The sequence below is a fragment of the Shinella yambaruensis genome (assembly GCF_050859155.1).
Classification (GTDB): domain Bacteria; phylum Pseudomonadota; class Alphaproteobacteria; order Rhizobiales; family Rhizobiaceae; genus Shinella; species Shinella yambaruensis.
Genome location: NZ_CP150638.1, coordinates 2,168,482 through 2,194,710 on the forward strand (window position 1 = coordinate 2,168,482; position 26,229 = coordinate 2,194,710).

Genomic DNA, 26,229 nt, shown 5'->3' on the forward strand with positions numbered 1-26,229 from the left:
GGACAATAGCGCCGCTTAATCGAGTGAGCCCTTTTCACCCAATCTTATAAGCGCCAACTTCAAACTCTCTAAGACAGTGTCCTCTAGCTGTGCGTAAAATGGTGATTTCAGATCGACATATGGTATTTTCTTACCATCATTGTAATCTTGCAAGCGGCCTTCTTTATCTTTTCGTTTAGCTCTCTGGAAAAGCTCTCTATAGCGACGGGGGGTAATTCCGTAAAAATGCGTAAAATCGACAGCGGGAAACAATTTATACTCCCCTCTCTCTTGACTATCTATGTCTATAGAATCTGCATGTAAGCGTGACGCCAAACTTTTTGGATATGGCTCTAAATAAAAAACCTTATCTATTCCGCTCGAAACGATGTGCTTTGCACACATATGACATGGAAATGTTGTACTATATAATACAGCTCCCGATAGAGACCCTCTCAACCTAGCAGCATCAGAAATAGCTGACATTTCGGCATGAACTATTCGCCCATACTCAAGCGCATCCATGAAACTTGATTCATTTATGGCGTTAATTTGCTCCAACGTTAAAGAATCCCAATTTAATCCAAGTTTCCTTACGATATCTTCAAGTATCTCTTTTTTTCTTTTATCGTTGGAGTCAACTTTCCGGCGAAATTCTCTGTCATCAAACTCTTCGTCCGGCCAGTAAGTTCCGCCACCTGCTTTCGGGACCTCGTTTGATCCAAGTGAAATAATCTCTCCTTTTTTGCTAAAAACTGCGGCTCCCACCTGCCTAGAAAGGTCTGACGTACGCAACGCCGCAGATTTTGCCGCAAACATCCCGTATTCAATTTTTGTAGGAGTAATTGTATTTGAAGAAAATAACAGCTCTAAAAATCGCGTAAGCTGTTCGTTTGCCGTTGGTTTTCGAATATCTCGATTTATTATTAAGTCAGCGTCATGAAAAATTTTTGCTACGCGCTGCCCATACTTTTCACGCACTTGATTTTCATCAATATCAATAAGCTGCTCCGCCGCGGAGCGAAATGAACTATGCACCGCCTCCCCGGCATCTTCAGCAAATTTTCGAGCAAGGTAATCGACTCTGGATGACCGCATCGAATAAACGGATACCTGAAAGAATATCTTTCCATACACGGCTCTAAGAAGGTCTATTTCCTCCGGCCTCTTGAATTGGTGAACAATAAAAACGTTCTTTGTAAACCTCTCGTTTTCACTAGAACTCGCCTTCAGTCTCGTTTCCACGATACTTTGAATCGTTAGAGCAGCCAGAACGGACGAATCTTTTGAGAAATTTCTCAACTGGTTTCCATACTTGATGTATGTGTCATAGCGTTGAGCGAGCGGTCTCTCTATCAAGGGCTGTTTGGGAGGAACAATTTTCTGCATCTGCTTGAAAACGTCCGTTACACGGATTTCATGAGTAGTGTATCCGTTCGCGGCAAAGTAGCTGCGCGTTTCCGCTATCGTCTCCCCCAATGCCGTTCCGATCGGCGCAACTAGGCCGATAACAATTTCGGGAAATTCAAGCCGTGAGATCAGAGATGTCATGGAACTACATTTCGAATCGTGCGAGGGTAGAATACGACTATCAGGAGGGCACAAAATGGTTGTAAAATCAAACACCACTAATGCAACTATTGCGGCAACTCGGCGATTGGAAAAAGTGATCGAATCACATCGGTCCTATTTTTCAGACTGGCGTAGCGATAAATTCGATAGGCCTGCTATTAGGCAGGAAGATACGCAGCATGTTCCCCCTCGCAATGATGAAAAAAAGAGTACCAATTCTTAATGCAAAATTGCGGTCAAGCCATTGAAACACTTGAAAATAGCTAGTGGAGCATGAGTACGTGCTTTGCTGTGTAGTAACTTATAAATACATCGTTTTTCCCCACCCCATCCACCCATGCCATACTCCCCTCATCCCGCCGCGGATACACCGCAAGGCGTTGCGGCGAGGCGGGGTCGGCGCTTTTGGCGGGGGACGGACGTAAGCCGCCGCCAAGGGGGCTCGCGGAAAATGGTCTCCCTCCGGCGACACGGGGGAAGCGCCAGGGCGTCGGACCGGCCCTGTCGTTTCAGCCCCGGACGGCGCGTCGGGCGTGCCTGTGCGGCACACAAGGAGGCCGGGCGTGGCGGATGCGTCGGCATCGTCCGCCGGAGCGGCGTTTTCCCGGGAAAGGCGTAAAAAACCTTTCCGTCCGGGCCGGGCTCAGGGCGAGCCTGCCCGGCGCGCAAAACCGGACAGAACCCGCCCCGGAAACCGGCGGCCAACATTCTTGCACCCGGCCTTTGCAGAGAGACCCAAGTCGCGGGCAGAAACCGCCGAACGGGGCGCTGAAAGGCGTCATATACATATTTCTGACCCGGCGGCTTCCAGCGCCCCGTCCGAAAGCCGATGCACAGACCCCGGCGCGGTTCTTTTCCACGCGCGGCGATGCGGACTTGTGTCCGCACGACTTCAAGGCCGGAGCGAGCGCCGGACGCGGCATGTCCGCGCCCCCGGCCCCGCCTCCCCCATCTCAGAGGAAACCCGATGCCCAGGACGTACCAGCTTCCCCCGCCCGACCGTCACCTGCTCGCCCGCGCGGCCGAGATGCTGGCCCTGCCGCAGCGCGTCTGCCGCATCCGCGCCTGCCGCCGCCAGGGGCGCTGCGCCTGGTTCTTCCACGGCACGCAGGAGCCCTGCTGCCTCGCCAATCTCGACGCGGCGCAGCGCCGCCTGTTCGATGACGTCGCCGCAATCGCGCGCGACGTCCGGGATCTCGGCAATTCCTGGGGCAAGCTCTCCTTCGCCTCGCCCTGGCGCGAGACCCGCGCCCTGCAGGACGCCGCGGTGGAGGTCGCCCGCCCGCTCCTGCGGGGCGCCGCGCTTACCGAGTTCCGCGCCTTCGCCGCCGCGCGGGCGAAAAAGCCGCCGGTGCGCTACGAGGGCGACGAGCCGCCGCTGACGGTTTGAGACGGCGCGGCCGGCCTATTCCGCCGCCTCGCCCTTCACCTCGACCGGCAGGGGGTCGAGCGCGGCGGCGAGCTCGTAGGAATAGCCTTCCAGCATGGAATAGGCCTGCTCGATGGCCTGGATCTGCCCTTCCGCGGTGCGGATCGCCTCGGCGATCGACTGCGAGCGGGCGCGCAGCATGGAGCCGAGAAAATCCGTGCCCGCCTTGCGGCCGAGCCGGTCGATATGCTGGCGCACGCGGTTGCGGTGGCGCTCCAGCTCGAGGATGTGGAAGCGGCTCTTGACGATGTCGTCGGAGAGCTTCCGGCGCATCGCCGCCAGCGGATCGAAGCTGCCGGGCTCGCGCTCGTCGAGGATCACGTCGTTGACCAGCGGTTCGAGCAGCATCAGGCCCTTGAGGTCGCGCGGATCGGCGAGCTGCGGGTCGAAGCCGGTATCGTCGAAGACTTTTCGCCGCACGGGGTCGCGCAAAAGGTCGTAGCAGGTCTGCAGGCGGGCGAACTGGTCCGCGTCGCCGCCGGAATCGGGATGCATGCCCTTGGCGGCCTTGCGGTAGGCCGCCTTCACCTGGTTGTCGTCGGCATCGCGCTCTAGTCCGAGCATGGCATAGGGATCGATCACGCGGCCACCTGTCCGTCTTCTTCTACTGCGTCGTCTGTCTAGAGCATTTCCAGCAAAAGTGCGAAGCGGTTTTGCGTCCGGAAATGCGGCAAAACAAAGGGCTAGAGCGTTTTCGCGATTCGGAGAAAAGCGGAACTGCTCCAAAGTCTCCGACCCCGAGGGGACGAAATTGTGGTGAGCCCGGGGCGGTGCACAGAAAGCGCTATTCCGCCGCCGCGGCCGCTTCGCTCCGCCCCGACAGCACCGCCGCGAAGGCGGCCGCGATCACCTCCGGCCCCGCCCCCGGCTTGGTCGCGTCGGTGGAAAGGATCTGCCGGTATTTTCGCGCCCCCGGAAAGCCCTGGAAGAGCCCGATCATGTGCCGCGTCACATGCGCCACCCGTCCGCCCCGGGCGATCACATCGCCCGCATAGGCCATCATCGCGTCCCGCACCGCCTCCCAATAATCGGCGGAAAGCGCCCCCGGATCGGAGACACGGCCGGACGGCGGGCTGCCCCCCTGAAGCGGATGCGGAAAGAGATCGTCCACGCCCGTCAGGATGCCGCTATCCTGATAGGCAGCCCGTCCGAGCATGACGCCGTCCAGCCCCGTCATCTCTTCGAGTGCCTGGCTCAGGGTGTGGAGCCCGCCATTGAGCCCGACGAAAAGGTCCGGGTTCTCCGCCTTCAGCCGGCGCACGAGGCCGTAGTCGAGCGGCGGGATGTCCCGGTTCTCCTTCGGCGAGAGCCCTTGCAGCCACGCCTTTCGCGCATGGACCCAGACGGCGTCCGTGCCGGCGAGCGTCACGCGCGAGACGAGGTCGCGCAGCGCCACCTCGGGGTCCTGGTCGTCGACGCCGATGCGGCACTTGACGGTGACGGGAATGGCGACCGCCGCCTTCATCGCCGCCACGCAGTCCGCCACGAGCTGCGGCTCGCGCATCAGGCAGGCGCCGAACGTGCCGGACTGCACCCGGTCCGAGGGGCAGCCGACATTGAGGTTGATCTCGGCATAGCCGAACCCCTCGCCGATCCGCGCCGCCTCGGCGAGTTTTGCCGGATCGTTGCCGCCGAGCTGCAGCGCGACGGGGTGCTCCACCGCGTCGAAGCCGAGCAGCCGCTCGCGGTCGCCGCGCAGGATCGCGTCGGCGACGATCATCTCGGTGAAGAGCAGCGCGTTCTTCGTCAGCTGCCGCGCGAAGACGCGATAATGCCGGTCGGACCAGTCGATCATCGGCGCGGTGGCGAAAATCTTCGTCCCCGCCGTCACGGCCTGCCGGTAGAATGTCGCTGCGTTCGTCATGGCCGGGCTCATACCCCATCACCGGCCAAAAAACCACCCTCGCCTCTTTCCCCGCCCGCCCGGCGGGGTGCTAGAGTGGCGGGAGGAATCAGAACCGCCGGAGGACCCCATGCCGCTCTATGCCCTCGACGACAAGCAGCCGACGCTTCCCGAAGGCGGGCGCTACTGGGTGGCGCCGGATGCGAATGTCATCGGCCGCGTGGTGCTCGGCGCGGATGTCGGCATCTGGTTCGGCGCCACGCTGCGCGGCGACAACGAGCCGATCACCGTCGGCGCGCGCTCGAACATCCAGGAGGGCGTCATCGTGCACACCGATCCGGGCAAGCCGGTGACGATCGGCGAAGGCTGCACGATCGGCCACGGCGCCATCATCCACGGCTGCACGATCGGCGACAACTCCCTGGTCGGCATGGGCGCGACGGTGCTGAACGGCGCCGTCATCGGCAGGAACTGCCTCGTCGGCGCCAATGCGCTGGTGACGGAAGGAAAGGTCTTCCCGGACAATTCCCTGATCGTCGGGTCCCCCGCCAAGGCGATCCGCACGCTGGACGAGGCCGCCATTGCCGGCCTCACCCGCTCGGCCGAAAGCTATGTGCGCAACTGGCAGCGCTTCAAGAACGGCCTCAAGGCGCTCTGATCCACGCATTCGACCGGAAAAATCCACCGGCGAAACTTCCCCGCACGACAAGGTTGCGGCATACTTCCCCCGCCATCCATGAAGGCCGCGTGAGGGGACCATGCTGCTTCGTCTCGCCATCCTGTTTCTTGCCGTCGTCATCGGCCAACCGGCCCTTGCCGAGCGCAAGGCCGCCCTCTTGATCGGCAATGCCGGCTATGCCGCGCCGGCGACCGTGCTGAAGAACCCGCCCAACGACATCACGACCATGAAGGCGACGCTGGAGGGCGCCGGCTTCGAGGTGACGGTGCTGCAGGATGCCGGCCGCGCGGCGATGTCGGCGGCGCTCGCCGCCTTCGAGGAGAAGGCCACCGGCGCCGATATCGGCCTCATCTACTATTCCGGCCACGGCATCGAGGTGAACGGCGACAATTTCCTCATTCCGGTCGATGCGAAGCTCGCCTCGGACCGCGACGTCAAGTACGAGACGATCCTGCTCGACGACCTGCTGCATGCGCTGGCGGGCGCCACGAAGCTGAAGCTCGTGCTGCTGGATGCCTGCCGCGACAACCCGTTCCTGACCTCCATGAAGCGGCTCTCCACCCGCGGCATCCCGACCCGCGGCCTTGCGCGGGTGGACAGCGCGGAAAGCAACATGCTGATCGGCTATGCCACGGCGCCGGGCGAAGTGGCGCTCGATGGCGAGGGCACGATGAGCCCCTATGCGACGGCGCTTTCCCGCCACCTCGTCGTGCCGGGCCTCGAGGTCGAAGCGGCGCTCCGGGCCGTCGCCAAGGACGTGTTCGAGGCGACGGGCGGCAAGCAGCGCCCCTTCAAGACCGGCTCGCTGTTCGAAACGGTCATGCTCGGCAAGGGATTGGCGCCCGATGCCTCCGGCACGATCGGCCACAACGATCCCTGCCGGGATGCGGCGGCGCACTGGGCCGAGATCCGCGAGAGCAAGGACAAGGTGATGTTCGAGGATCACCTGCGGCTTTTCCCGACATGCGCCTTTGCCAACATAGCCCGCCAGCGCATGGCCGATCTCGCGCCCGTCGTCAGCGTGCGGGAGGCGACGGGCGAAACGGAGTGCGACCGCCTTGCGGCTGCCGAAAACGACCCGTTCAGGCTCGCCTCCACGAAGCCGATAGGCTTTTACGATATAGACTTCGCCCGCGCCATCCCGGCCTGCGAGGCGGCGATCCGCGACAATCCGCAGGAAAAGCGCTTCTTCTACCAGCTCGGCCGGTCGCTGGATCACGGCGGCCGTTTTCCAGAAGCGCTGGCGGCATACCGCAAGGCGGCCGATCTCGGCAACCACCAGGCCATGCGCAACCTCGCCATCCTCTACGAGAACGGGGAAGGCACGTCCCAGGACTATGCCGAGGCCATGCGCTGGTTCCGCCAGTCGGCCGAGCTCGGCAACGGGCTCGCAATGAACAATGTCGGCCTGCTCTACCGCAACGGCAAGGGCGTGCCGGAGGATCTGAACGCGGCGCTGGAATGGTACCGCAAGTCCGCCGATGCCGGCATCCCCGTTGCCATGCAGAATATCGGCGACTTCTACGACCTCGGCCTCGGCGTGAAACAGGACCTGAAGGAAGCGTTCGCCTGGTACAGGAAGGCTGCCGACGGCGGCAGCGCCGCGTCGATGACGAATCTCGGCTGGGCGCTGGCAAACGGCCGCGGCGTCAAGCGCGACGATGTCGAGGCCATGCACTGGTACCGCAAGGCCGCCGCCGCGGGCGACGCGCAGGGCATGAACAATATCGGCACCTTCTATGAAAACGGCCGGACGGTGAAGAAGGACAAGGAAGAGGCGATGCGCTGGTACCGCATGGCCGCCGACAAGGGCAACACATACGGCGTCCACAATGTCGCCGCGCTACTCGACGGGGACGTCAAGGACGCGGATCCGAAGGAGGCCGCCCGCTGGTTCGAACGGGCGCTTCGCCTCGGCCATCAGGAATCGCTTCGGCAGGTGAAGGAGAACAGCCGCGCCTGGTCGCTCGCCTTCCGCAAGGAGCTGCAGCGCATCCTGACCGATGCCGGCGTCTATACCGGCCAGCTCGACGGCCAGTTCGGCCCTTCGACCGTTCGTGCCGTCGAGGCGATCTTCAACCGGCAGGCCAGTTGAACCGGGAGCGATCCCCGCAAGGGTGCGGAGCGGCTTTACACGAAAACAAACGGATGCAGTTCGATGACAGCCATCGCTCCAAATGCTCCGTCATCCTCGGGCTCGCCCCGAGGATCCAAGCTCCACCCGCGGCATGGATGGTCGGGTCGAGCCCGACCATGACGCAGGAGAGGTTCGCGGACGTCGTCAGCTCAGCATGAGCAGGGCATTTCCGCGATCCGGAGGAAAGCGGAAGTGCCTCAGGCACAGCCCGCGCAGGTGCCGCGGATCTCGATCGTCGTCTTGCCGGTCTTGAAGTTGCGGTCCTTGGCAAAGCCCTTCAGCCGGTCCTCGATGACATGGTCGTGGAACTCGGTGACCTTGCCGCAGGTCTCGCAGATCGTGAAGGCGGTGATGCCGTGGGCGTGGCAGCCCTCCTCCGGATGGGCGCAGGCGACGAAGGCGTTGATGCTTTCGAGCCGGTGCACGAGGCCGAACTCCAGCAGCTTGTCGAGGGCCCGGTAGACCTGCAGCGGCGCGCGAAACCCGTCGTCGCGCAGCTTGTCGAGGATCGAATAGGCGCTGAGCGGGCCTTCGGAATGCGTCAGCACGTCGAAGACGAGGCCCTGGTTGCGCGTCAATGGTTGCGTGGTCATGCCCGACCTCCCTGGCTTGCCGCCGAATGTTCCGCTCCGCTCATCCTCGGCTTGGTGAGCAGGCTTAGAATGAACAGGGCCAGTGCTGCAACCACGATCGAGGGACCGGAGGGCGTGTCGAATTTCAAGGAACCGAAGAGCCCGCCGACGACGGCGAGCGCCCCGACGATGGAGGCGAGCACGGCCATGATCTCCGGGCTCGTGGAAAAGCGCCGGGCGGTGGCGGCAGGGATGATCAAAAGCGAGGTGATCAGCAGGATGCCGACGATCTTCATGGCGATGGCGATGACCAGCGCCATCAGAAGCATGAAGGCAAGCCGCGTGCGCTCCGGCTGCAGGCCTTCCGCCTCCGCCAGCTCCGGGTTGACCGTCGAGGCGATCAGCGGGCGCCACATCCAGACGATGGCGAAGGTGACGAGGATGCCGCCGCCCCAGACGAGGTCCACGTCGGCGCGCGTGACGGCGAGAATGTCGCCGAACAGGAAGCCGACGAGGTCGATGCGCACCCAGGTCATGAAGGAGACGATGACGAGGCCGATCGCCAGCGTCGCATGCGAGAGGATGCCGAGCAGCGCGTCGGTGGACAGCGTGCCGCGCCGCTGCAGCAGCAGCAGGAGGAGCGAGACGGAGGCCGCGACGATGAAGACGGAGAGCAGCAGGTTGAACTCCATCAGCAGCGACAGCGCGACGCCGAGCAGCGCCGAATGCGCCATCGTGTCGCCGAAATAGGCCATGCGCCGCCAGACGACGAAACAGCCGAGCGGCCCGGCGGTGACCGCCAGCCCCACGCCGGCAACGAGGGCACGGATGAAGAAATCGTCAAGCATCGCGCCGCTCCCTGCCGCTGCCGGCCGGCGCCGGGCCGGGATCGCAGCCGCAGTTCGGCCCGTGCACATGGCCGATGCGCATCGGCCCCGCCCGCCCGCCGCTCGGCAGGATGTCGACGGGGCGCCCGTCGTCCGGCCGGCAGTCGTCGGTGATCGAGCCGTCGGCGTGCAGCACGCGGCCGTCCGGCAGGTGCGTGTGGTCGTGGTTGTGGTTGTAGAAGGCGAGCGTCTGCCCGGCGCGAGCGCCGAAGAGCTTCAGATATTCCGGGCTCTGGCTGACGGTTTCCGGCGTGCCCCGGCAACAGACATGGCCGTTGAGGCAGACGACGGTGTCGGTTTCCGCCATCACCACATGCAGGTCGTGCGAGATCAGCAGGATGCCGCAGCCGGTGGTGTTGCGGATCGTCTTGATGAGGTCGTAGAGCGCGATCTCGCCGGAAAAGTCGACGCCCTGCACCGGCTCGTCGAGCACCAGGAGGTCCGGTTTGCGGGCGATCGCCCGGGCCAGCAGCGCGCGCTGGAACTCGCCGCCCGAAAGGTGCTGCACCTCGGCGCGGGCGAGATGGCGGATGCCGGTCGCGTCCAGCGCGGCGTCGATCTCCGCGCCCTTCAGCGGCGAGGTCAGCGTCATCAGCCGGTCGACGGTCAGCGGCATGGTCCAGTCGACCGACAGCTTCTGCGGCACGTAGCCGACCTTGAGGCCGGCCTTGCGCTCCACCCTGCCCTCGTCGGCCTTGAGCACGCCGATCGCCGTCTTGGCCGTCGTCGACTTGCCGGAGCCGTTGGGGCCGATCAGCGTGACGATCTCGCCCGGTGCGATGGAGAATTCCACGCCGCGCACGAGCCAGCGGCCCTGGCGGCGAACGCCGACGCCCGCAAGCGAGACGAGCGGCGGGACGGTCCTGGTGGGGGTTTGCAGCATCATTTTTCCAAAAGCCTGTTGCGTCAGGGTATGGCACACGTTATAGCATAACGCAATTGATGTAATAACATTACATTGCCATTCAAGACGGAGATCCCCATGCAAAAGGCCGTTCGCGCCCTCCTCCTCACCACCGCGCTTCTTTCCGCCGGCACCATCGCCGCGCGGGCCGAAACGCCGAACGTGGTCGTGTCGATCAAGCCGGTCCATTCGCTCGTCGCCGCGATCATGCAGGGCGTCGGCGAGCCGGCGCTGGTCGTCGAAGGCGCGGCCTCGCCACACACCTACGCACTGAAGCCGTCCAATGCCGCGGCGCTGCAGGATGCCGACGTCGTCTTCTGGATGGGCCACGGCCTGGAAGCCTTCCTCGAAAAGCCGCTGGAAGCGCTCGGCGACAAGGCGACCGTCGTGGAGCTGGAGGACGCGCCCGGCCTCGAAAAGCTGCCCTTCCGCGAAGGCGGCCCGTTCGAGGCGCATGCGCACGAGGGCGAGGACGGCCATGATCACGCCCACGGCGAGGAAGGCCACGACCACGACAAGGAGGCCGAAGGCGACCATGCGGGCCATGCCGGGGAAGCCGGGCATGAAGGGCACGAACACGGCGCCTTCGACATGCACCTGTGGCTGAGCCCCGACAATGCCCGCGCCATCGCCGCCGAAGCCACCCGCGTCCTGTCGGAAAAGGATCCGGGCAATGCCGACGCCTACAAGGCGAACCTCGCCGCGCTGACGGAAAAGCTCGGCACGCTCGACAAGGAGATCGCCGCAACCATCGCCCCCGTGAAGGACAAGCCCTTCATCGTCTTCCATGACGCTTACCAGTATTTCGAGCACCATTACGGCGTGAACACCGCCGGCTCCATCACCGTCAGCCCGGAAACCATGCCCGGCGCCGCGCGCCTCACGGAAATCCGCGAGAAGGTGAAGACGCTCGGCGCGACCTGCGTCTTCGCCGAGCCGCAGTTCGAGCCCAAGCTGGTGAACGTCGTCATCGAGGGCACCGACGCGAAATCCGGCACGCTCGACCCGGAAGCCGCGACGCTGGAGCCCGGCGCGGACCTCTATTTCACCCTGATGCGAAGCATCGCGACGTCGCTGCGCGATTGCCTCGGACAGGCGAGCTGAGCGGGCGATCGCCTGTGGAGGAAACCATCGCCACACCCCCTTCTCCCCCGCGGGGAGAAGGTGCCGGCAGGCGGATGAGGGGGTGGCGAGGACGCAAACGATCTCCATCCGAGCCCCGCTAACCGATCCGGAGCCTGCCCTCGGGCTCGCCTTTGGCGAGACCCGTGGGGGCCACCTTCTCCCCGCAGGGGAAAGGGCGAGCGGCAACGTCGAACTCCACGGGCGACCGCCCTGCCCCGGCCGGAGCGAGACGACGAAGAACCAGGCGGGAGCATCCCGCCTTTTTCAGCCTCACGAATGTAATGGTATAACATTAAAGGTAATCACGTCATGGACAACCGCCTTCCCGTCACCGTGCTCTCCGGCTTCCTCGGCGCCGGCAAGACGACGCTGCTCAATCATGTGCTGAACAACCGCAGCGGCCTGCGCGTCGCCGTCATCGTCAACGACATGAGCGAGGTCAACATCGACGCCGCCCTCATCCGCGATGGCGGGGCGGACCTTTCGCGCACCGACGAACAGCTCGTCGAGATGACGAACGGCTGCATCTGCTGCACGCTGCGCGACGACCTCCTCGCCGAGGTCCGCCGGCTGGCGGAGATGAACCGCTTCGACTACCTGCTGATCGAATCGAGCGGCATTTCCGAGCCGCTGCCCGTCGCCACCACCTTCGATTTCCGCGACGAGAACGGCCGGAGCCTTTCGGATGTCGCCCGGCTGGACACGATGGTGACCGTCGTCGACGCCGCCAACCTGCTGAAGGACTACGCTTCCGAGGACTTTCTCGCCGACCGCGGCGAGACGGCCGGCGAAGGCGATACACGCACGCTGGTGGAGCTGCTCGTCGAGCAGATCGAGTTCGCCGATGTCGTCGTCATCAACAAGACCGGCGCGGCCAGCCCCGCCGACCTGCGCGCCGCGCGCCAGATCGTCGGCAGCCTCAACAGCTCCGCGCAGGTCATCGAAACGGATTTCGGCCGCGTCGAACTCGCCGACATCCTCGGCACCGGCCGCTTCGATTTCGAGAAGGCGAGCGAGCACCCGCTCTGGTTCAAGGAACTGCACGGCTTCGGCGACCATGTGCCGGAGACCGAGGAATACGGCATCCGCGCCTTCGTCTACCGCGCGAGGAAGCCGTTCCATCCGGCCCGGTTCAAGGCCTTCCTCGACGAGAGCTGGCCTGGCGTCATCCGCGCCAAGGGCTTCTTCTGGCTCGCCACCCGGCCGCACCATGTCGGCGAACTGAGCCAGGCGGGCGCGCTGGTCAGGAGCGGCCGGCTCGGCCTCTGGTGGGCCGCCGTGCCGCGCCCGCATTGGCCGCAGGACCCGGCGGCGGTCGAGGCCATCGCCCGCGTGTCGGATCCCGTCTGGGGCGACCGGCGGCAGGAGCTCGTCTTCATCGGCGCGGACCCGATGGATGAAGCCGCGCTCCGCCGCCGGCTCGACACCTGTCTCGTCGAGGCGGATGCTTTCGAGCCGGCGCGCTGGACGAACCTGCCGGATCCCTTCCCGCTCTGGGTTCGCCAGGCGGGGTGAGAGGATGAGGAGGCCGCCCGGCCTTGCCGCCGGGCGAGCGATCGCGTCAATCGAGTTCGGCGGACTTCTTCCAGAGGTTGATGTCCGCGCCCTGGCTGTAGGTGTCGATCGCCGCCAGCTCCTCCGCGGTAAAGTCCGGCTTCTCCAGCGCCTTGACGCAATCGACGATCTGCGCGGAGCGGCTGGCGCCGATCAGCGCGGAGGTGATGCGCCCGCCGCGCAGCACCCAGGCGATCGCCATCTGCGCCAGCGTCTGGCCGCGCCGCTCGGCGATCTCGTTCAGCTTGCGGATGTTGTCGATGATCTCGGGACGGATGAAATCCGTCTTGAGGAAGTGGTTCAGCGCCGCGCGGCTGTCGCCCGGAATGCCGCCGAGATATTTCGCCGTCAGCATGCCCTGCGCCAGCGGCGAGAAGACGATGGAGCCGATGCCGAGCTCGCCCAGCGTATCGACGAGGCCGTCCGTCTCGATCCAGCGGTTGAGCATGGAATAGCTCGGCTGGTGGATGATGCAGGGCGTGCCGAGGTCCTTCAGGATCGCCGCGGCCTCGCGGGTGCGCTGCGAATTGTAGGAGGAGATGCCGACATAGAGCGCGCGGCCGGAGCGCACGATATGGTCGAGCGCGCCGCAGGTCTCCTCCAGCGGCGTCTCCGGGTCGAAGCGGTGGGAATAGAAGATGTCGACATAGTCGAGGCCCATGCGCTTCAGGCTCTGGTCGCAGGAGGCGATCAGGTACTTGCGGCTGCCCCACTCGCCATAGGGACCCGGCCACATGTCGTAGCCGGCCTTCGACGAGATGATCAGCTCGTCGCGCAGATGGGCGAAATCCGTGCGCAGGATCTCGCCGAAGGCGGTTTCGGCCGTGCCGGGCGGCGGGCCGTAATTGTTGGCGAGGTCGAAATGGGTGATGCCGAGGTCGAAGGCCGTGCGGCACATGTCGACCTTGCGGTCATGCGGCGTGTCGTCGCCGAAATTGTGCCACAGCCCGAGCGAGATCGCCGGCAGCTTCAGGCCGGACCGTCCAAGCCGGTTGTAGGTCATCGTGTCGTAACGGTTGTCCGCAGGCTGCCAGGCCATGATAAATTCCTTCGTTCTTTATGGGCGAGTCTCAATACCGCTCTCGCGCGCATCGCGACAAGAGGCATTTGCCCCTCGCCCTGCAAGCGGGGAGAGAGGACTTGCCCCACGAGCGGGTATTGCTCGGGGAAACCGGCGCGGCATATTCCCTTCTCCCCGCTTGCGGGGAGAAGGGGACCGGCAGGCCGGATGAGGGGCAGACCGCAGGCGATATCATCGCAAGAGAGCCCGTGCCTCCTCGATGCCCAGCGCCGCGGGCTGCGTGCAGGTCGTCACGATGTCGATCGCCCTGCCCTCCTCGGCCGAGCGCAGGATCGCGGTCAGGACGTCGATCGTGTGCAGCGACCGGTCGAGCGAGCAGCGATAGTCGCGGCCGGTCGTTACCGCCTCCATCATGTCGGCAAGGCCGATGCCGCGGTAGTTCGCCTGCAGGCCCCAGTCGAACTCATAGTTCTGCGCCGTCAGCGGATGGTCCCAGACCTCCACCGCCCTCGGCTCGCGGTCCGTGCCGGCGACCTCCACCGCGCCGCCGAAGAAATTCGGGTCGGGCACGAAGACGGCGCCCGCGGTGCCGTAGAGCTCCATGTTCTGGTGGCGATGCGCCCAGACATCCCAGCTCGCCATCAGCGCGACCTGCGCGCCGCTGGCAAAGTCGAGGATGGCGTGGATGTTCGTCGCGACGGCCACCGGCACCCTCTCGCCAAGACGCGGACCGTTGCCGATGGTGCGCTCCTCATGCGCCCGGTTGGCGAGCGCCACGACGCGCCGCACCGGCCCGACGAGATTGACGAGGTTGTTGACGTAATACGGCCCCATGTCGAGGATCGGCCCGCCGCCCGGTGCGAAGAAGAAGTCCGGGTTGGGATGCCAGCTCTCCATGCCCGGCCCCAGCACATGCGCGGTGCCGGACATGATCTTCCCGACCGCGCCGCTGTCGATGAGATGGCGCACGAACTGGTGCGCGCCGCCGAGATAGGTATCCGGCGCCGAACCGACCTTCAGCCCGCGCTTATCGGCGATGCGGCGCAGGTCCTCGCCCTGCTCCAGCGTCAGCACGAAGGGCTTTTCCGAATAGACGTGTTTCCCCGCCTCCAGCGCCCTTTTCGAGACCGGGTAATGCGCCTCCGGCACCGTCAGGTTGACGACGACGTCGACGGCGGGATTGGCGAGCAGAGCGTCGATCTCCTGCGCTTCCACGCCGAACTCCTCCGAGCGCGCCCTGGACGCGGCCGGGTTGATGTCGGCGCAGGCGACCAGCTTCAGGTTCCTGAAGGTCGGGATCAGCCTGAAATAGGCGCTCGATATGTTGCCGCAGCCGATGATGCCGACTCCGTATTCCTTGCTCATGATGGTCAGTCCTCAGAATGCCTTGATGGTCGCGATCGACCGCGTGGCGAGCCGCGCGATGTCCCTGGGATTGTCGTGCTCGACGATGAAGTGCTGGACAGGCGAGCCGGCGAGCGCCTTGGCGAGATCGCCCCACGGCACCACGCCGTGGCCGACATCCGCCCAGCCGTCCTCCTCCGCGTTCTCGCCCTTCGGCGCGATGTCCTTGACGTGCACGGCGGTGATGCGGTCGCCGTATTTCCGGATCCAGGCGAAGGGATCCGCGCCGCCGCGGATGATCCAGGCGATATCCGCCTCCCAGGCAAGGTCCGGCCCGCCGGCAAAGAGATGGTCGAGCGGCACGGTGCCGTCGGGCAGCGCGAAGAACTCGAAGTCGTGGTTGTGCCAGCCGAAGGTAAGGCCCGCCTTGCGGATCGGTTCGCCGGCCTTCTGCAGGCGCGCGCCGAGGGCGCGCCAGCCGGCGGCGTCCGCCGGGCGGTCCTCCGGCAGGAGATAGGGGCAGTAGACCGCCGCGATGCCGAGCGTGCGGCAGATGGCGAGCACCCGCTCCGGCTCCGCCTCCAGCATGTCGAGGCTGAAGTGGGCGGTGGGCATGGTGAGGCCATTGGTGTCGAGGTCGGCCTTCACCTGCTGGATCGCGGCATCGTCGAGCGAGGGATAAAGGGCGCCATAGCCCTCGACCTGCTTGTAGCCGGCATCTGCGAGAATCCGGAAAACCTCGGCAAAGGGTTGGAAATTGCGGGCGCTGTAGAGCTGGAAGCTGACTGTCTGCATGAAAATTTCCTCGGGTTACTCGGATTGCGTCTGGCAGGAATGAAGATCGAGCCAATGGATTTTCGGAACCGCGCCGCGTTCGGCCGGGGTGAAGATCACCGTTTTCCGTTCGCCGGCCGTGAGGTCGAAGGCATTGTCCGACCAACGGCCGGCGACATCGGCCTCGAGCATGACATGGAGCGCAAGTCCGCTGGCGCTGGCTGTGACGGCGACGGCGCCGTCCTCGCGCGGCGAAACGTCGAGGGTGAGGCCGGACGGTTCGAGTTCCAGCGCCTTGTAGGTGCCGTGCACATGGTGCCCCTCGCCGCGCATGCCGTTGGACGCCTCGAAGGACCAGAAGAGCAGCGTGTCCTCCGGCAGGTCGGCGGAAAAGACGGAGAACAGCATCTCCGCCCTGTCCGGCCCGCATCGGCCTTCGGCGCTGCGATAGGGCCGGCGCTCGCCGGAAAGCGGGACGAGCCAGGTGTCGAGCTTCACCGCCACCGCCTCCGCCGTGTCGTTGACGACGGAAAAGCCGATGGTCTCGCCGTCCTTGGAAGGGATCGCCGCCACGGCGACGGGCTGGAAGAAGCGGCGCGCCATGTAATGCATGGCCTTCCAGCTGCCGCCATGGTCGAGGCTCGACCAGGAGGCGACCGGCCAGGTGTCGTTGAGCTGCCAGTAGAGGGTGCCCATGCAATGGGGTTTCAGCGAGCGCCAGTAGTCGACGGCGGTGCGGATGGCGAGGCCCTGCTGGATCTGGCTGAGATAGACGAAGCTCTCGAAATCCTTCGGGAAGCGGAAATAGCGGAACATGGTGCCGGCGATGCGCTCGTTGCCGCCGGCATTCTTCTGGTGGCTCTGCATCACCGGCGAAGCGATGTTCATGTCCTTCGGCGCGGCAAAGGACCTCATGACGGGCATGGAGGTGTAGGACTGGAAGCCGAATTCGGAGCAGAAGCGCGGGCGCACGGTGCGGTAGTCGTCGAACGACTTGTTCTCGTGCCAGACGGACCAGTAGTGCATGTCGCCGGAACCATCGGCATGCCAGGCATCGCCGAAATCGAGAGTGCCGGAGGCCGGGCTCGACGGCCACCAGATCGCGCCGGGCGCCGCCTTCCTCATCGCCAGCTCGATGGTGCGGTTGAGCCGGTCATAGGAGACGAGATAGCGGTCGCGGTTCTCGCGGCTCGCCTCGAACCAGGTCAGCGCGCCGACCAGTTCGTTGTCGCCGCACCAGAGCACGATGGAGGGGTGCGAGGCGAGCCGCTTGACCTGGTAATCGACTTCGGCGGCAACATTGTCGAGGAAATCGACGGTGGAGGGATAGAGATTGCAGGCGAACATGAAGTCCTGCCAGACCATCAGGCCGAGTTCGTCGCAGAAATCATAGAACCAGTCCGGCTCGTAGAAACCGCCGCCCCAGACGCGGATCATGTTCATGTTGGCTTCACTGGCCGATTGCAGGAGGTCGCGCACGCCGGCCGGCGTGATCCGGGAGGGCAGCGCGTCGGCGGGGATCCAGTTCGCGCCGCGGCAGAAAATCTCGCGGCCGTTGACCTTCAGGGCGAAGCGGCTTCCGGCCTCGTCCCCGTCGGTGACCAGTTCGACCTGGCGCAGGCCGATGCGGCGCACCACCGTCTCACCCGGCGTCTCGACGCGGATGGCATAGATCGCCTGCTCGCCATGGCCCGCCGGCCACCAGAGGGCCGGCCTCTCGATGCGGAACATGTGGGTGAGCTGCGTCTCCCCGGCATTGACGCCGATATCGAGCCGGACCCGCTCCTCGCCGAGCGAAAAATGCACGGGCAGGATGCCGGGCGCTTCGGCATGGAACGTGGCGGTGACGTAGAGATCGACCGCGCCATCGGCATGGTGGAACTGCCGGGTCGTCACATGCTCGATGCGGGCGACCTCCAGCCGGCGCAGGAAAATCGCACCATAGATGCCGAGCGGGGCGATCGCGATGTTCCAGTCCCAGCCGAAATGGCACTGGGGTTTGCGCAGCATGTTGCCGTTGGGGATCGGCGAATTGCCGGGGTGCCAGGGGATGAAGAAGGGCTGCGCCGCCTGCCGCGCGGCACCGGCGGCGATGCTGGAATGGATCAGCACCCGCAAGACGTTCTCGCCGGCCTTCAGCGCCTCGGTGACGTCCGGCCGGTAGCGGCGGAAGCAATTGTCGGCATCGAGCACCAGCACGCCGTTGATATAGACGGAGGCGACGGTGTCGATGCTGCCTATGTCGAGATACCAGTCGCCCTCCAGCATTTCCGGCGTGACGTCGAAGGTCCGCTCGATCGCCCAGTCCTCCTGCGCCACCCATTGCACATCCCGTTCGTTGCGGCCGGCATAGGGATCGGGGATGAGGCAGGCGGAAAGAAGCGCGCTGTGCACGTCGCCGGGCACAGGCATCGGCGCGGTGTGGCCGGTACCGGCGCCGGTGAGCGTCCAGGTTCCGGAGAGGTCGATCGCGGTGGTTTCGGTTTGTTGGATCATTCGCCTATCCCTGAAGCATGAATGCGGGGAAACACCCCCTTTGCCCTGCCGGGCATCTCCCCCTTGAGGGAAAGGCAATTGCAAATGAGGCAAGCCGGCGCTGAAATCCCCTTCTCCCCCGCGGGGAGAAGGTGGCCCGAAGGGCCGGATGAGGGGGTGGCTCGAACGGATCACTCACGCCTTCGACCTCCCCCTCATCCGCCTGCCGGCACCTTCTCCCCGCGGGGGAGAAGGGGATGGAGTAGCCGTTTCCCTCCATAAGCGGTCGCCCTGCTTTCAAGAAAGGAAATTGGCAGGAGGGGAGAACATGACTTGGACTGCAACGCCTGCGATGGGCAAAACATTGCCCCATCCGATTTCCCCTCTTGTGGGGGAGATGGCCGGCAGGCCAGAGGGGGGTGGTCACGAATTCCAGCATGCTAGATCCGCTCCTCGGTCTCCGCATCGAACAGCGAGGCCAGCCCCATGTCGAAGGAAAGTTTCACCGCCGTGCCCGGTGCGAAGCGCCGCGCGCCGCCGACACGGACGGAGAGCGTATGGCCGGCATGTTTCAGCCAGAGCAGGTTGTCGGCGCCCATCGGTTCCTCGATATCGACGGTGGCCTGGTGGGTCTCGGCACCCTCCCCGTTGACCGACACATGCTCCGGCCGCACGCCGAGCACGACCTTGCGGCCGGGCCGAAGCGTCTCGGCCGCATCGTAGCCGTCGAGCGCGAAATCGACGCCGTTCGTCGTGAAGACCGGCCTGCCGTCCCGCCCGGCGATCTCGCCGCGCAGGAAGTTCATCGACGGAGAGCCGATGAAGCCGGCGACGAACATGTTCCGCGGCGCGTTGTAGATCGTGTTCGGATCGGCAAGCTGCTGGATGACGCCGCTCTTCATGATGGCGATGCGGTCGGCGAGCGTCAGCGCCTCGATCTGGTCATGGGTGACGTAGATCATCGTGTTCCTCAGCGACTGGTGCAGCCGCTTGATCTCCACCCGCAGCTCCGAGCGCAATTTCGCATCGAGGTTGGACAGCGGCTCGTCGAAGAGGAAGACGTCGACGTCTCGCACAAGCGCACGCCCGATCGCCACGCGCTGGCGCTGGCCGCCGGAAAGCTCGGAGGGCTTGCGCTTCAGCAGCGGGCCGATCTGCAGGATCTCGGCGGCGCGGGCGATGCGCTTGTCGATCTCCGGCCGCGGCATTTTCGCCACCTGCAGGCCGAAGGAGAGGTTCTTCTCCACCGTCATCTGCGGATAGAGCGCATAGGACTGGAACACCATGCCGATGCCGCGGTCCTTCGGCTCTTCCCAGGTGACGTTCTTGTTCTTGATGAAGATCTGCCCGCCCGTCGGCTCCAGAAGGCCGGCGATGCAGTTGAGCAGCGTCGACTTCCCGCAGCCGGACGAGCCGAGGAGGACGAGGAACTCGCCGTCGCCGATGTCGAGATTGAGGTTCTCCAGCACGTTGACCGCGCCGAAGCTGAGCGAAAGGTCCTTGATCGATACGGAATTCTGCATGGCTTACCCCTTCACGGCGCCGGCGGCGATGCCGCGGACGAAGAGGCGCCCGGACACGAAATAGACGATGAGCGGGACCGCGCCGGTGAGCAGCGTCGCGGCCATGTTGACATTGTACTCCTTCACCCCCTGGACGGAGTTGACGATGTTGTTGAGCTGCACGGTCATCGGGTAGACCTCCGGCCGGGTGAAGACGACGCCGAACAGGAAGTCGTTCCAGATTCCGGTGATCTGCAGGATCATCGCGACGACGAAGATCGGCAGCGACATGGGCAGCATGATGCGCAAATAAATCTGCCAGAAGCCCGCCCCGTCGATGCGCGCCGCCTTGAACAGCTCCTCCGGCAGGGCGGAGAAATAGTTGCGGAAGAGCAGCGTCAGGATCGGCATGCCGAAGATCGTGTGCACGATGACGAGGCCGGTCAGCGTGCCGTAGATGCCCATTTCGCGCAGCACGATGACGATCGGGTAGATCATCACCTGATAGGGAATGAAGGCGCCGACGATGAGGATGGTGAAGAAGATGTCCGCGCCCCTGAACTTCCAGTTGGCCAGCGCGTAGCCGTTGACCGAGGCGACGAGGATGGAGATCAGCGTCGAAGGCACGGTGATGCGCACGGAATTCCAGAAGCCGCGCGACAGGCCGTCGCAGTTGAGGCCCGTGCAGGCGCTGGCCCAGGCCTTTGCCCAGGGTTCGAAGGTGATTTCCAGCGGCGGCGAGAAGATGTTGCCGAGGCGGATTTCCGGCATGCCCTTCAGCGAGGTGACGATCATCACGTAGAGCGGCAGCAGGTAATAGAGCGCCGCCACGAGCAGCGTGCCGTAGAGCATGATGTTGCGGCCGGAAAGCGCGCGGCGGGGTTTGGCGCCCCAGGGTTCGGCCCCGGCCCTGGCGGTGGCAGCGGGGGCGGGAAGAGTAACGCTGTCAGACACGCTTGCGCCCTCCGAATTCGAGATAGGCCCAGGGGATGATGATGATGGCGACCGTGACGAGCATCATGGTGGAGGCGGCAAAACCCTGGCCGAGGTTCTGCGCCTGGAACATGTAGTCGTAGACATATTTCGCCGGCACTTCCGAGGCGATGCCCGGCCCGCCGCTCGTCTGCGCCACCACGAGGTCGTAGACCTTGACGATGCCGCTGGCGATGATGACGAGCGTGGTGATGAAGACGGGGCGCATCATCGGGATGACGATGAAGAGATAGGTCTTCCACATCGGTATGCCGTCGACGCGCGCGGCCTTCCAGATGTCCTCGTCTATGCCGCGCAGGCCCGCCAGCAGCAGGCACATGACGAGCCCGGTGCCCTGCCAGAGGCCGGCGATCAGGACGCCGTAGATGACGATGTCGGCATTGTAGAGCGGATCGAAGGTGAAACTCGTCCAGCCGAGCGCGCGCACGACGGACTGTACGCCGAATTCCGGGTTCAGGATCCACTGCCAGACGAGGCCGGTGACGATGAAGGACAGCGCGAAAGGATAGAGGAAGATCGTGCGGAAGGTGTTTTCGAAGCGGATCTTCTGGTCCATCAGCGCCGCCAGCACGAAGCCCACCACCAGGCTGAAGACCAGCGTCAGCGCGCCGTAGATGGCGAGATTCTGGATCGAGACGATCCAGCGCGGCGCGTCCCACAGGCGCTCGTACTGGTCGAGGCCGACGAAGTTCGCCCGCGGCAGCAGCTTCGAATTGGTGAACGAATAGACGACGGTCCAGATCGTGCCGCCGAGAAAGATGACGACGGCGGTGAGCATCATGGGAATGGAGGCAATCTTGGAACTGAGATTGCGCAGCAGTTTGCGGGGACGACCGGTGTGTGCCTGGCCCGTCATGGGTCACTTCCTCCTTGGTCTCGATCAGGGGCAGCGCCCGTGGGGCGCCGTCTGGCCGGCGGCGAACCGCCGGCCGATGCCTTCCCGGCAATTCCGCATGCAAGGCCGCCGCGCAGCCTTGCTGGAACTGCCCGCCTGATCAGTCCGCCGACGCGATGATGGCGGCGAAACGCTTCTGCGCGTCTTCCGGCGTCATCGAGGGATTGGCGAAGAATTCGGAGAAGAGATCCTCCTTCTGCTTCTGGCTGTCGGCCGAAAGCAGCTGGTCGGTGCCCTCGATCACATTGCCCTTGGCGAGGATGTCGAGCCCCTTCTTCATGCAGTCGTTCGCCGCGGCGAGGTCCACGTCGCCGCGCACGGGAAGCGAGCCCTTCTTGAGGTTGAAGGCGACCTGGGTGGCCGGCGCAAGCAGCGTGGAGGCCAGCACCTCCTGCGCCTTGGATTTCTCCTCGTCCGCCAGAACCGGGAAATAGAAGGCGTCGCCGCCCGTCGAGATGACCTCGTTCACGCCGAGGCCCGGAAGGCAGGTATAGTCCTTGCCCGCGACCTTGCCGGCGAGCGCGAACTCGCCCTGCGCCCAGTCGCCCATGATCTGGCCGCCGGCCTTGCCGGTGATCACCATGTTGGTCGCCTGGTTCCAGTCCTGCACGTTCGTGCCCCTGGACATGCGCCGCGCATCCTCGGCCGCCTTGAAGACCCTGGCCATGTCGGGGCCGGCCGCGACGTCGGCATCCTTGTCCTTGAACACCTTGTTGAACGTGTCCTTGCCGGCGATGGCCACCATCAGCACGTCGAAGGCGCCGGCCGCCTGCCAGGCCTGCCCGCCGACGGCGAGCGGCACGATGCCGGCCTTCTCCAGCGCCGGCGCGGCGGCGACGAACTCGTCCCAGTTCTTCGGCACGGGCACGCCCGCCGTTTCGAACGCGGCGTTCGAAAGCCACAGCCATTGCCAGGAATGGATGTTGACCGGCGCGCAATAGATCTTGCCGTCGACCGTGCAGCTGTCGAGCAGGCTGGCCGGCTTGATGATCTCCTTCCAGTTCTCGCGCGTCGCCACGTCGGTGAGATCGCGCAGCAGGCCGGCCTCGACCAGCTCCTCCGCCTGGCGTCCATGGTTGAACTGCGTGGCGCCCATCGGGTCGCCGCCGGTGAGCCGGCTGACCATGATCGGACGGGCCGTGCTGCCGGCGCCGGCGATCGCACCGTCGATCCACTTGTTGCCCGTGGCGTCGAACGCCTTCGCGAACTCGGCGACCGCCGCGGCCTCCCCGCCGGACGTCCACCAATGGGTCACCTCCAGGTCCGTCGCATAGGCGGCGGCGGACGGCAGGACCACGGTTGCCGCCAGCATGGCAGCCATAAAGCGCATTTTCATGAGTCTCCTCCCTCACTGAAACGTTGCAGTAAAACGTAACCCAATCGATTTAATCACGCAACCGGGTCCGGGTCAGAAATCCCGTTTTCCCCAGTACCGGGAGTTTTCGAGGAGGGAATACGCCCCATTGCGCAACGCGGGAAGCCTCTCGGTTCTCTCAATAATAGTTTGTTATTATTGGACTAATTATTGGATCCGTTACGACCGTGGAGACCATGGGCCGGCGGCGGAACGCCTGGCGCTTTCGCAACGCAGCAGGCATTCCGGCGCCAGTGCAAAGGCGAGTCCATGCATTTTTCGCTCGACAAACGACCTGCATCGTTACAGTTTTGGAGCGAAGCCCATGAAGGAGTAGCGGCTCTGGTTAAAATATGTATAACCGACCGCTAATGCGAAGAGGTGGCAGGCAGGGGATGGACAAGACGATGAGCGAAGGCCCGGCGGCGGCGCTTCCGCATCCGAGCGAGCGGCCGACGCTGAAGACGATCGCCTTCATGACCGGCCTCGGCATCACCACGGTTTCGCGGGCGCTCAAGGACGCGCCGGACATCAGCGCCGAGACGAAGGAGCGCGTGCGCCTCGTCGCGCGCCAGATCGGCTACCAGCCGAACCGCGCGGGCGTGCGTCTTCGCACCGGCAAGACCAACGTCATCAGCCTGATCCTCAGCCTCGAGGAGGAGATCATGGGCCTGACGAGCCCCATGGTCGTCGGCATTTCGGAAGTCCTCGCCACGACGCAATACCATCTCGTGGTGACGCCCTACCGCACGCAGGGCAACGCGCTGGACCCGGTGCGCTACGTGCTGGAGACGGGGGCGGCCGACGGCGTGATCATCTCGCGCACCGAGCCGAAGGACCCGCGCGTCGCGCTGATGATGGAGCGCAACTTTCCCTTCGCCACGCACGGGCGCACGGAAATGGGCCTCACCCATCCCTATCACGATTTCGACAACGAGCGCTTCGCCTACGAGGCGGTGCGAAAGCTGGTGGAGCGCGGCCGCAAGCGGCTCATCCTGCTGCAGCCGCCGCCCTACCTCACCTTCTACCTGCACATGCGGGCAGGGTTCGAAAAGGGCATCCGCGATTTCGGCGCGATGGCCCTGCCCTTCAACCAGGTGAATCTCGACAACGGCCTCGTCGACATCCGCAGGGCCGCCGAGACCCTGTTCAGCGCGCCGGACGGGCCGGACGGCATCGTCTCGGGCAGCGGCGGCGGCGCGGTGGCGCTGATCGCCGCGCTGGAGGCGAAGGGCCGCAAGCTCGGCCACGACATCGACATGGTGTCGAAGGAACCGCACATGTTCCTGCAATGGCTGCGGCCGGAGGTCGTGACCATGCGCGAGGACATCCGCCTCGCCGGCCGGGAACTCGCCAAGGCCGTCATCGGCCGCATCGAGGGGACGGCGGCCGCGGAGCTGCAAACACTGAGCTATCCGATCCCGACGGAAGGATAAGGCCGGCTCCCGCCTTTCTCGGCCCGCGGCAAGTCCCGCCCCTCACCTGCCTGCCGGCATCCTCTCCCCGCAGGCGGGGCGAGGAAGGCTGGGCGAACCGTTTTCCTCCCCTCGGCAGAATGAAGGAAAACGGTCCGGCACCCCCTTCTCCCCGCCTGCGGGGAGAAGGTCCCGGCAGGGGGATGAGGGGCCGATCTACAACACTGAAAAGAACGGCCCGATCTTGCGACCGGGCCGTTCCATGTCAGACTATCAACAGGTTCTCAACCGTTAAGGCCGGAGCCCCACGGGCCGTGATGGCTGTCGGCGCCGTCGATACGGTCGAAGCCGTGGGCGCCGAAGAAGTCGCGCTGGGCCTGGATGATGTTGGCCGTGCCGCGGGCGCGGCGGTAGCTGTCGAAATAGCCGAGCGCCGAGGCGAGCGCCGGGACCGGCAGGCCATGCAGCGCGGCCGCGGCGACGACGCGGCGCAGCGCGCCGTCGGTCTCCTTGACCATGGCGGCAAAGGCCGGGGTGACGATGAGGTTCGCCGCATCCGGCGCCTTGGTGAAGGCGCTCGTGATCTCGTCGAGGAACTGCGAGCGGATGATGCAGCCGGCGCGCCAGATCTTGGCGATGGTCGGCATCGGCAGGTTCCAGCCATATTCCTTCGAGGCGGCGGACATCACCGCGAAGCCTTGCGCATAGGCGCCGATCTTGCCGGCGAGCAGCGCGCTTTCGAGGTCCTTGATGAAGGCAGCCTTGTCGGTGACCTCAAGCGCCGGCACATCCGGCAGGCCGAGGATCTTTTCGGCGGCTTCGCGCTCCGTCTTGAACGAGGAGATCGAGCGGGCGGCGACGGCGGCCTCGATGCCGGTCGCCGGCACGCCCATGTTCTGCGCCTCGATGGCGGACCATTTTCCCGTGCCCTTCTGGCCGGCCTTGTCGAGGATCATGTCGACGATCGGGTTACCGCTGATCGGGTCCCTGGCGGCAAGCACCTTCTCGGTGATCTCGATGAGGTAGGATTCCAGGCGGCCCTTGTTCCATTCGCCGAAGACGGCGCCGATCTCGGCGGCGCTCATCTTCAGGCCGTCGCGCAGGATGCCGTAGATCTCGGCGATCATCTGCATGTCGGCATATTCGATGCCGTTGTGGATGGTCTTGACGAAGTGGCCGGCGCCGTTCTCGCCGAGCCAGGCGACGCAGGGCTCGTCCTTGTACTTGGCGGCGATCGAGGTCAGCACCTTCTCGACGCGCTTCCACGAATCCTCCGTGCCGCCGACCATGATGGAGGGACCGTGACGCGCGCCTTCCTCACCGCCGGAAACGCCCATGCCGATGAAGGTGAGGCCGCTGTCCTTCAGCGCATCGAAGCGGCGCATCGTGTCGCGGAAGTTCGCGTTGCCGGCATCGATCATGATGTCGTTCCGTTCGAGATAGGGGCGCAGCAGGTCCATCTGCTGGTCGACCGCGGCGCCGGCCTGGATCATGATGATGATCGGCCGCGGCGGGCGGATGGCGGCGACGAACTCTTCGATCGTCTCGCAGGGCACGATCTGGCCCTGGAGCGCGCCGGCCTCCTCGTAGAACTCCTTCGTGCGCGCCACCGTGCGATTGAAGACCGCGATCTTGTTGCCCTTTTCGGCAATGTTGAGCGCAAGGTTGGACCCCATCACGCCGAGACCGATGAGACCGATTTCCGCCTGTGCCACGTTCATACCTCCGTAGGATGGCGCGGCGTGGGATGCTTCCGGACCCATGCCGGAAACGCC

Annotated in this window: 21 protein-coding genes; 6 read left to right on the forward strand and 15 right to left on the reverse strand. The window is 64.7% G+C overall.

What is annotated here, in order from left to right; genetic code table 11:
• Positions 1-15: 15 nt before the first annotated feature.
• A complete protein-coding gene (locus WMC41_RS10720; protein ID WP_432348095.1) occupies positions 16-1,530 on the reverse strand; it encodes an anti-phage dCTP deaminase in 1,515 nt (504 codons plus the stop codon).
• Between the two features lie 988 nt (positions 1,531-2,518).
• On the opposite strand from WMC41_RS10720, the gene WMC41_RS10725 reads away from it, so the two are divergent.
• Entirely contained in the window at positions 2,519-2,941 is a 423-nt protein-coding gene (locus tag WMC41_RS10725) for a hypothetical protein (protein ID WP_432348097.1), read from the forward strand.
• Positions 2,942-2,956: 15 nt separating this feature from the next.
• Here WMC41_RS10725 and WMC41_RS10730 read toward each other — a convergent pair whose 3' ends face one another.
• Together WMC41_RS10730 and dusA are read right to left on the reverse strand one after the other, a co-directional pair.
• Positions 2,957-3,544 (reverse strand): J domain-containing protein, encoded by a 588-nt coding sequence (locus WMC41_RS10730; RefSeq protein ID WP_244769678.1) that lies wholly within the window; start codon positions 3,542-3,544, stop codon positions 2,957-2,959.
• Between the two features lie 220 nt (positions 3,545-3,764).
• Positions 3,765-4,844 carry a tRNA dihydrouridine(20/20a) synthase DusA gene (gene dusA / locus WMC41_RS10735; RefSeq protein ID WP_432348098.1) on the reverse strand — a complete coding sequence of 360 codons (1,080 nt, stop codon included), beginning with the start codon at positions 4,842-4,844 and terminating at the stop codon, positions 3,765-3,767.
• Positions 4,845-4,953: 109 nt separating this feature from the next.
• Here dusA and WMC41_RS10740 point away from each other — a divergent pair, with 109 nt between their 5' ends.
• Both WMC41_RS10740 and WMC41_RS10745 read left to right on the forward strand, forming a co-directional pair.
• Positions 4,954-5,481: a gamma carbonic anhydrase family protein gene (locus tag WMC41_RS10740; RefSeq protein WP_432348099.1), complete on the forward strand. Its 528-nt coding sequence runs from the start codon at positions 4,954-4,956 to the stop codon at positions 5,479-5,481.
• Positions 5,482-5,581: 100 nt separating this feature from the next.
• The gene (locus WMC41_RS10745; protein WP_432348100.1) at positions 5,582-7,597 is read left to right on the forward strand and encodes a caspase family protein; all 2,016 of its coding nucleotides are present in this window, start codon (positions 5,582-5,584) and stop codon (positions 7,595-7,597) included.
• 239 nt (positions 7,598-7,836) lie between these two features.
• On the opposite strand, the gene WMC41_RS10750 is transcribed toward WMC41_RS10745, so the two are convergent.
• From WMC41_RS10750 to WMC41_RS10760, 3 genes are read right to left on the reverse strand one after another with little or no spacing between them, the layout of a single operon-like run.
• On the reverse strand, positions 7,837-8,232 hold the full coding sequence (locus WMC41_RS10750) for a Fur family transcriptional regulator (RefSeq protein ID WP_133033032.1): 396 nt from the start codon (positions 8,230-8,232) through the stop codon (positions 7,837-7,839).
• Positions 8,229-9,059, reverse strand: a complete 831-nt coding sequence (gene znuB, locus WMC41_RS10755) for a zinc ABC transporter permease subunit ZnuB (RefSeq protein ID WP_432348102.1) — start codon at positions 9,057-9,059, stop codon at positions 8,229-8,231. Before znuB ends, WMC41_RS10750 begins: the two co-directional genes overlap by 4 nt.
• Entirely contained in the window at positions 9,052-9,981 is a 930-nt protein-coding gene (locus WMC41_RS10760) for an ATP-binding cassette domain-containing protein (protein ID WP_432348104.1), read from the reverse strand. Before WMC41_RS10760 ends, znuB begins: the two co-directional genes overlap by 8 nt.
• A gap of 99 nt (positions 9,982-10,080) precedes the next feature.
• Between WMC41_RS10760 and znuA the strand changes: the two genes are divergently transcribed.
• Both znuA and zigA read left to right on the forward strand, forming a co-directional pair.
• Positions 10,081-11,106 (forward strand): zinc ABC transporter substrate-binding protein ZnuA, encoded by a 1,026-nt coding sequence (znuA, locus tag WMC41_RS10765; RefSeq protein WP_432348105.1) that lies wholly within the window; start codon positions 10,081-10,083, stop codon positions 11,104-11,106.
• 330 nt (positions 11,107-11,436) lie between these two features.
• Positions 11,437-12,642, forward strand: a complete 1,206-nt coding sequence (zigA, locus tag WMC41_RS10770) for a zinc metallochaperone GTPase ZigA (RefSeq protein WP_432348106.1) — start codon at positions 11,437-11,439, stop codon at positions 12,640-12,642.
• Between the two features lie 46 nt (positions 12,643-12,688).
• Here the strand turns inward: zigA and mgrA are convergent, their stop codons facing one another.
• The 8 genes from mgrA to WMC41_RS10810 form a co-directional block, all read right to left on the reverse strand.
• Entirely contained in the window at positions 12,689-13,720 is a 1,032-nt protein-coding gene (mgrA, locus tag WMC41_RS10775) for an L-glyceraldehyde 3-phosphate reductase (RefSeq protein ID WP_432348108.1), read from the reverse strand.
• A 213-nt stretch (positions 13,721-13,933) separates the two neighbouring features.
• Entirely contained in the window at positions 13,934-15,067 is a 1,134-nt protein-coding gene (locus tag WMC41_RS10780) for a Gfo/Idh/MocA family protein (RefSeq protein WP_432348110.1), read from the reverse strand.
• A 12-nt stretch (positions 15,068-15,079) separates the two neighbouring features.
• Positions 15,080-15,841, reverse strand: a complete 762-nt coding sequence (locus tag WMC41_RS10785; protein ID WP_432348112.1) for a sugar phosphate isomerase/epimerase family protein — start codon at positions 15,839-15,841, stop codon at positions 15,080-15,082.
• Positions 15,842-15,856: 15 nt separating this feature from the next.
• Positions 15,857-18,316 carry a beta-mannosidase gene (locus WMC41_RS10790; RefSeq protein WP_432348113.1) on the reverse strand — a complete coding sequence of 820 codons (2,460 nt, stop codon included), beginning with the start codon at positions 18,314-18,316 and terminating at the stop codon, positions 15,857-15,859.
• Positions 18,317-18,735: 419 nt separating this feature from the next.
• On the reverse strand, positions 18,736-19,818 hold the full coding sequence (locus tag WMC41_RS10795; RefSeq protein WP_432348115.1) for an ABC transporter ATP-binding protein: 1,083 nt from the start codon (positions 19,816-19,818) through the stop codon (positions 18,736-18,738).
• Between the two features lie 3 nt (positions 19,819-19,821).
• Entirely contained in the window at positions 19,822-20,751 is a 930-nt protein-coding gene (locus tag WMC41_RS10800; protein ID WP_244769556.1) for a carbohydrate ABC transporter permease, read from the reverse strand.
• On the reverse strand, positions 20,744-21,646 hold the full coding sequence (locus tag WMC41_RS10805; RefSeq protein WP_432348117.1) for a carbohydrate ABC transporter permease: 903 nt from the start codon (positions 21,644-21,646) through the stop codon (positions 20,744-20,746). The genes WMC41_RS10800 and WMC41_RS10805 overlap by 8 nt, the downstream gene beginning before the upstream one ends.
• A 139-nt stretch (positions 21,647-21,785) precedes the next feature.
• Positions 21,786-23,021 (reverse strand): ABC transporter substrate-binding protein, encoded by a 1,236-nt coding sequence (locus WMC41_RS10810; protein ID WP_244769554.1) that lies wholly within the window; start codon positions 23,019-23,021, stop codon positions 21,786-21,788.
• A 425-nt stretch (positions 23,022-23,446) separates the two neighbouring features.
• Between WMC41_RS10810 and WMC41_RS10815 the strand changes: the two genes are divergently transcribed.
• Positions 23,447-24,475, forward strand: coding sequence for a LacI family transcriptional regulator (locus WMC41_RS10815; RefSeq protein ID WP_432348119.1), 1,029 nt, complete (start codon positions 23,447-23,449; stop codon positions 24,473-24,475).
• Between the two features lie 263 nt (positions 24,476-24,738).
• Here the strand turns inward: WMC41_RS10815 and gndA are convergent, their stop codons facing one another.
• Positions 24,739-26,169 (reverse strand): NADP-dependent phosphogluconate dehydrogenase, encoded by a 1,431-nt coding sequence (gndA, locus tag WMC41_RS10820; RefSeq protein WP_432348120.1) that lies wholly within the window; start codon positions 26,167-26,169, stop codon positions 24,739-24,741.
• Between the last annotated feature and the right edge of the window lie 60 nt (positions 26,170-26,229).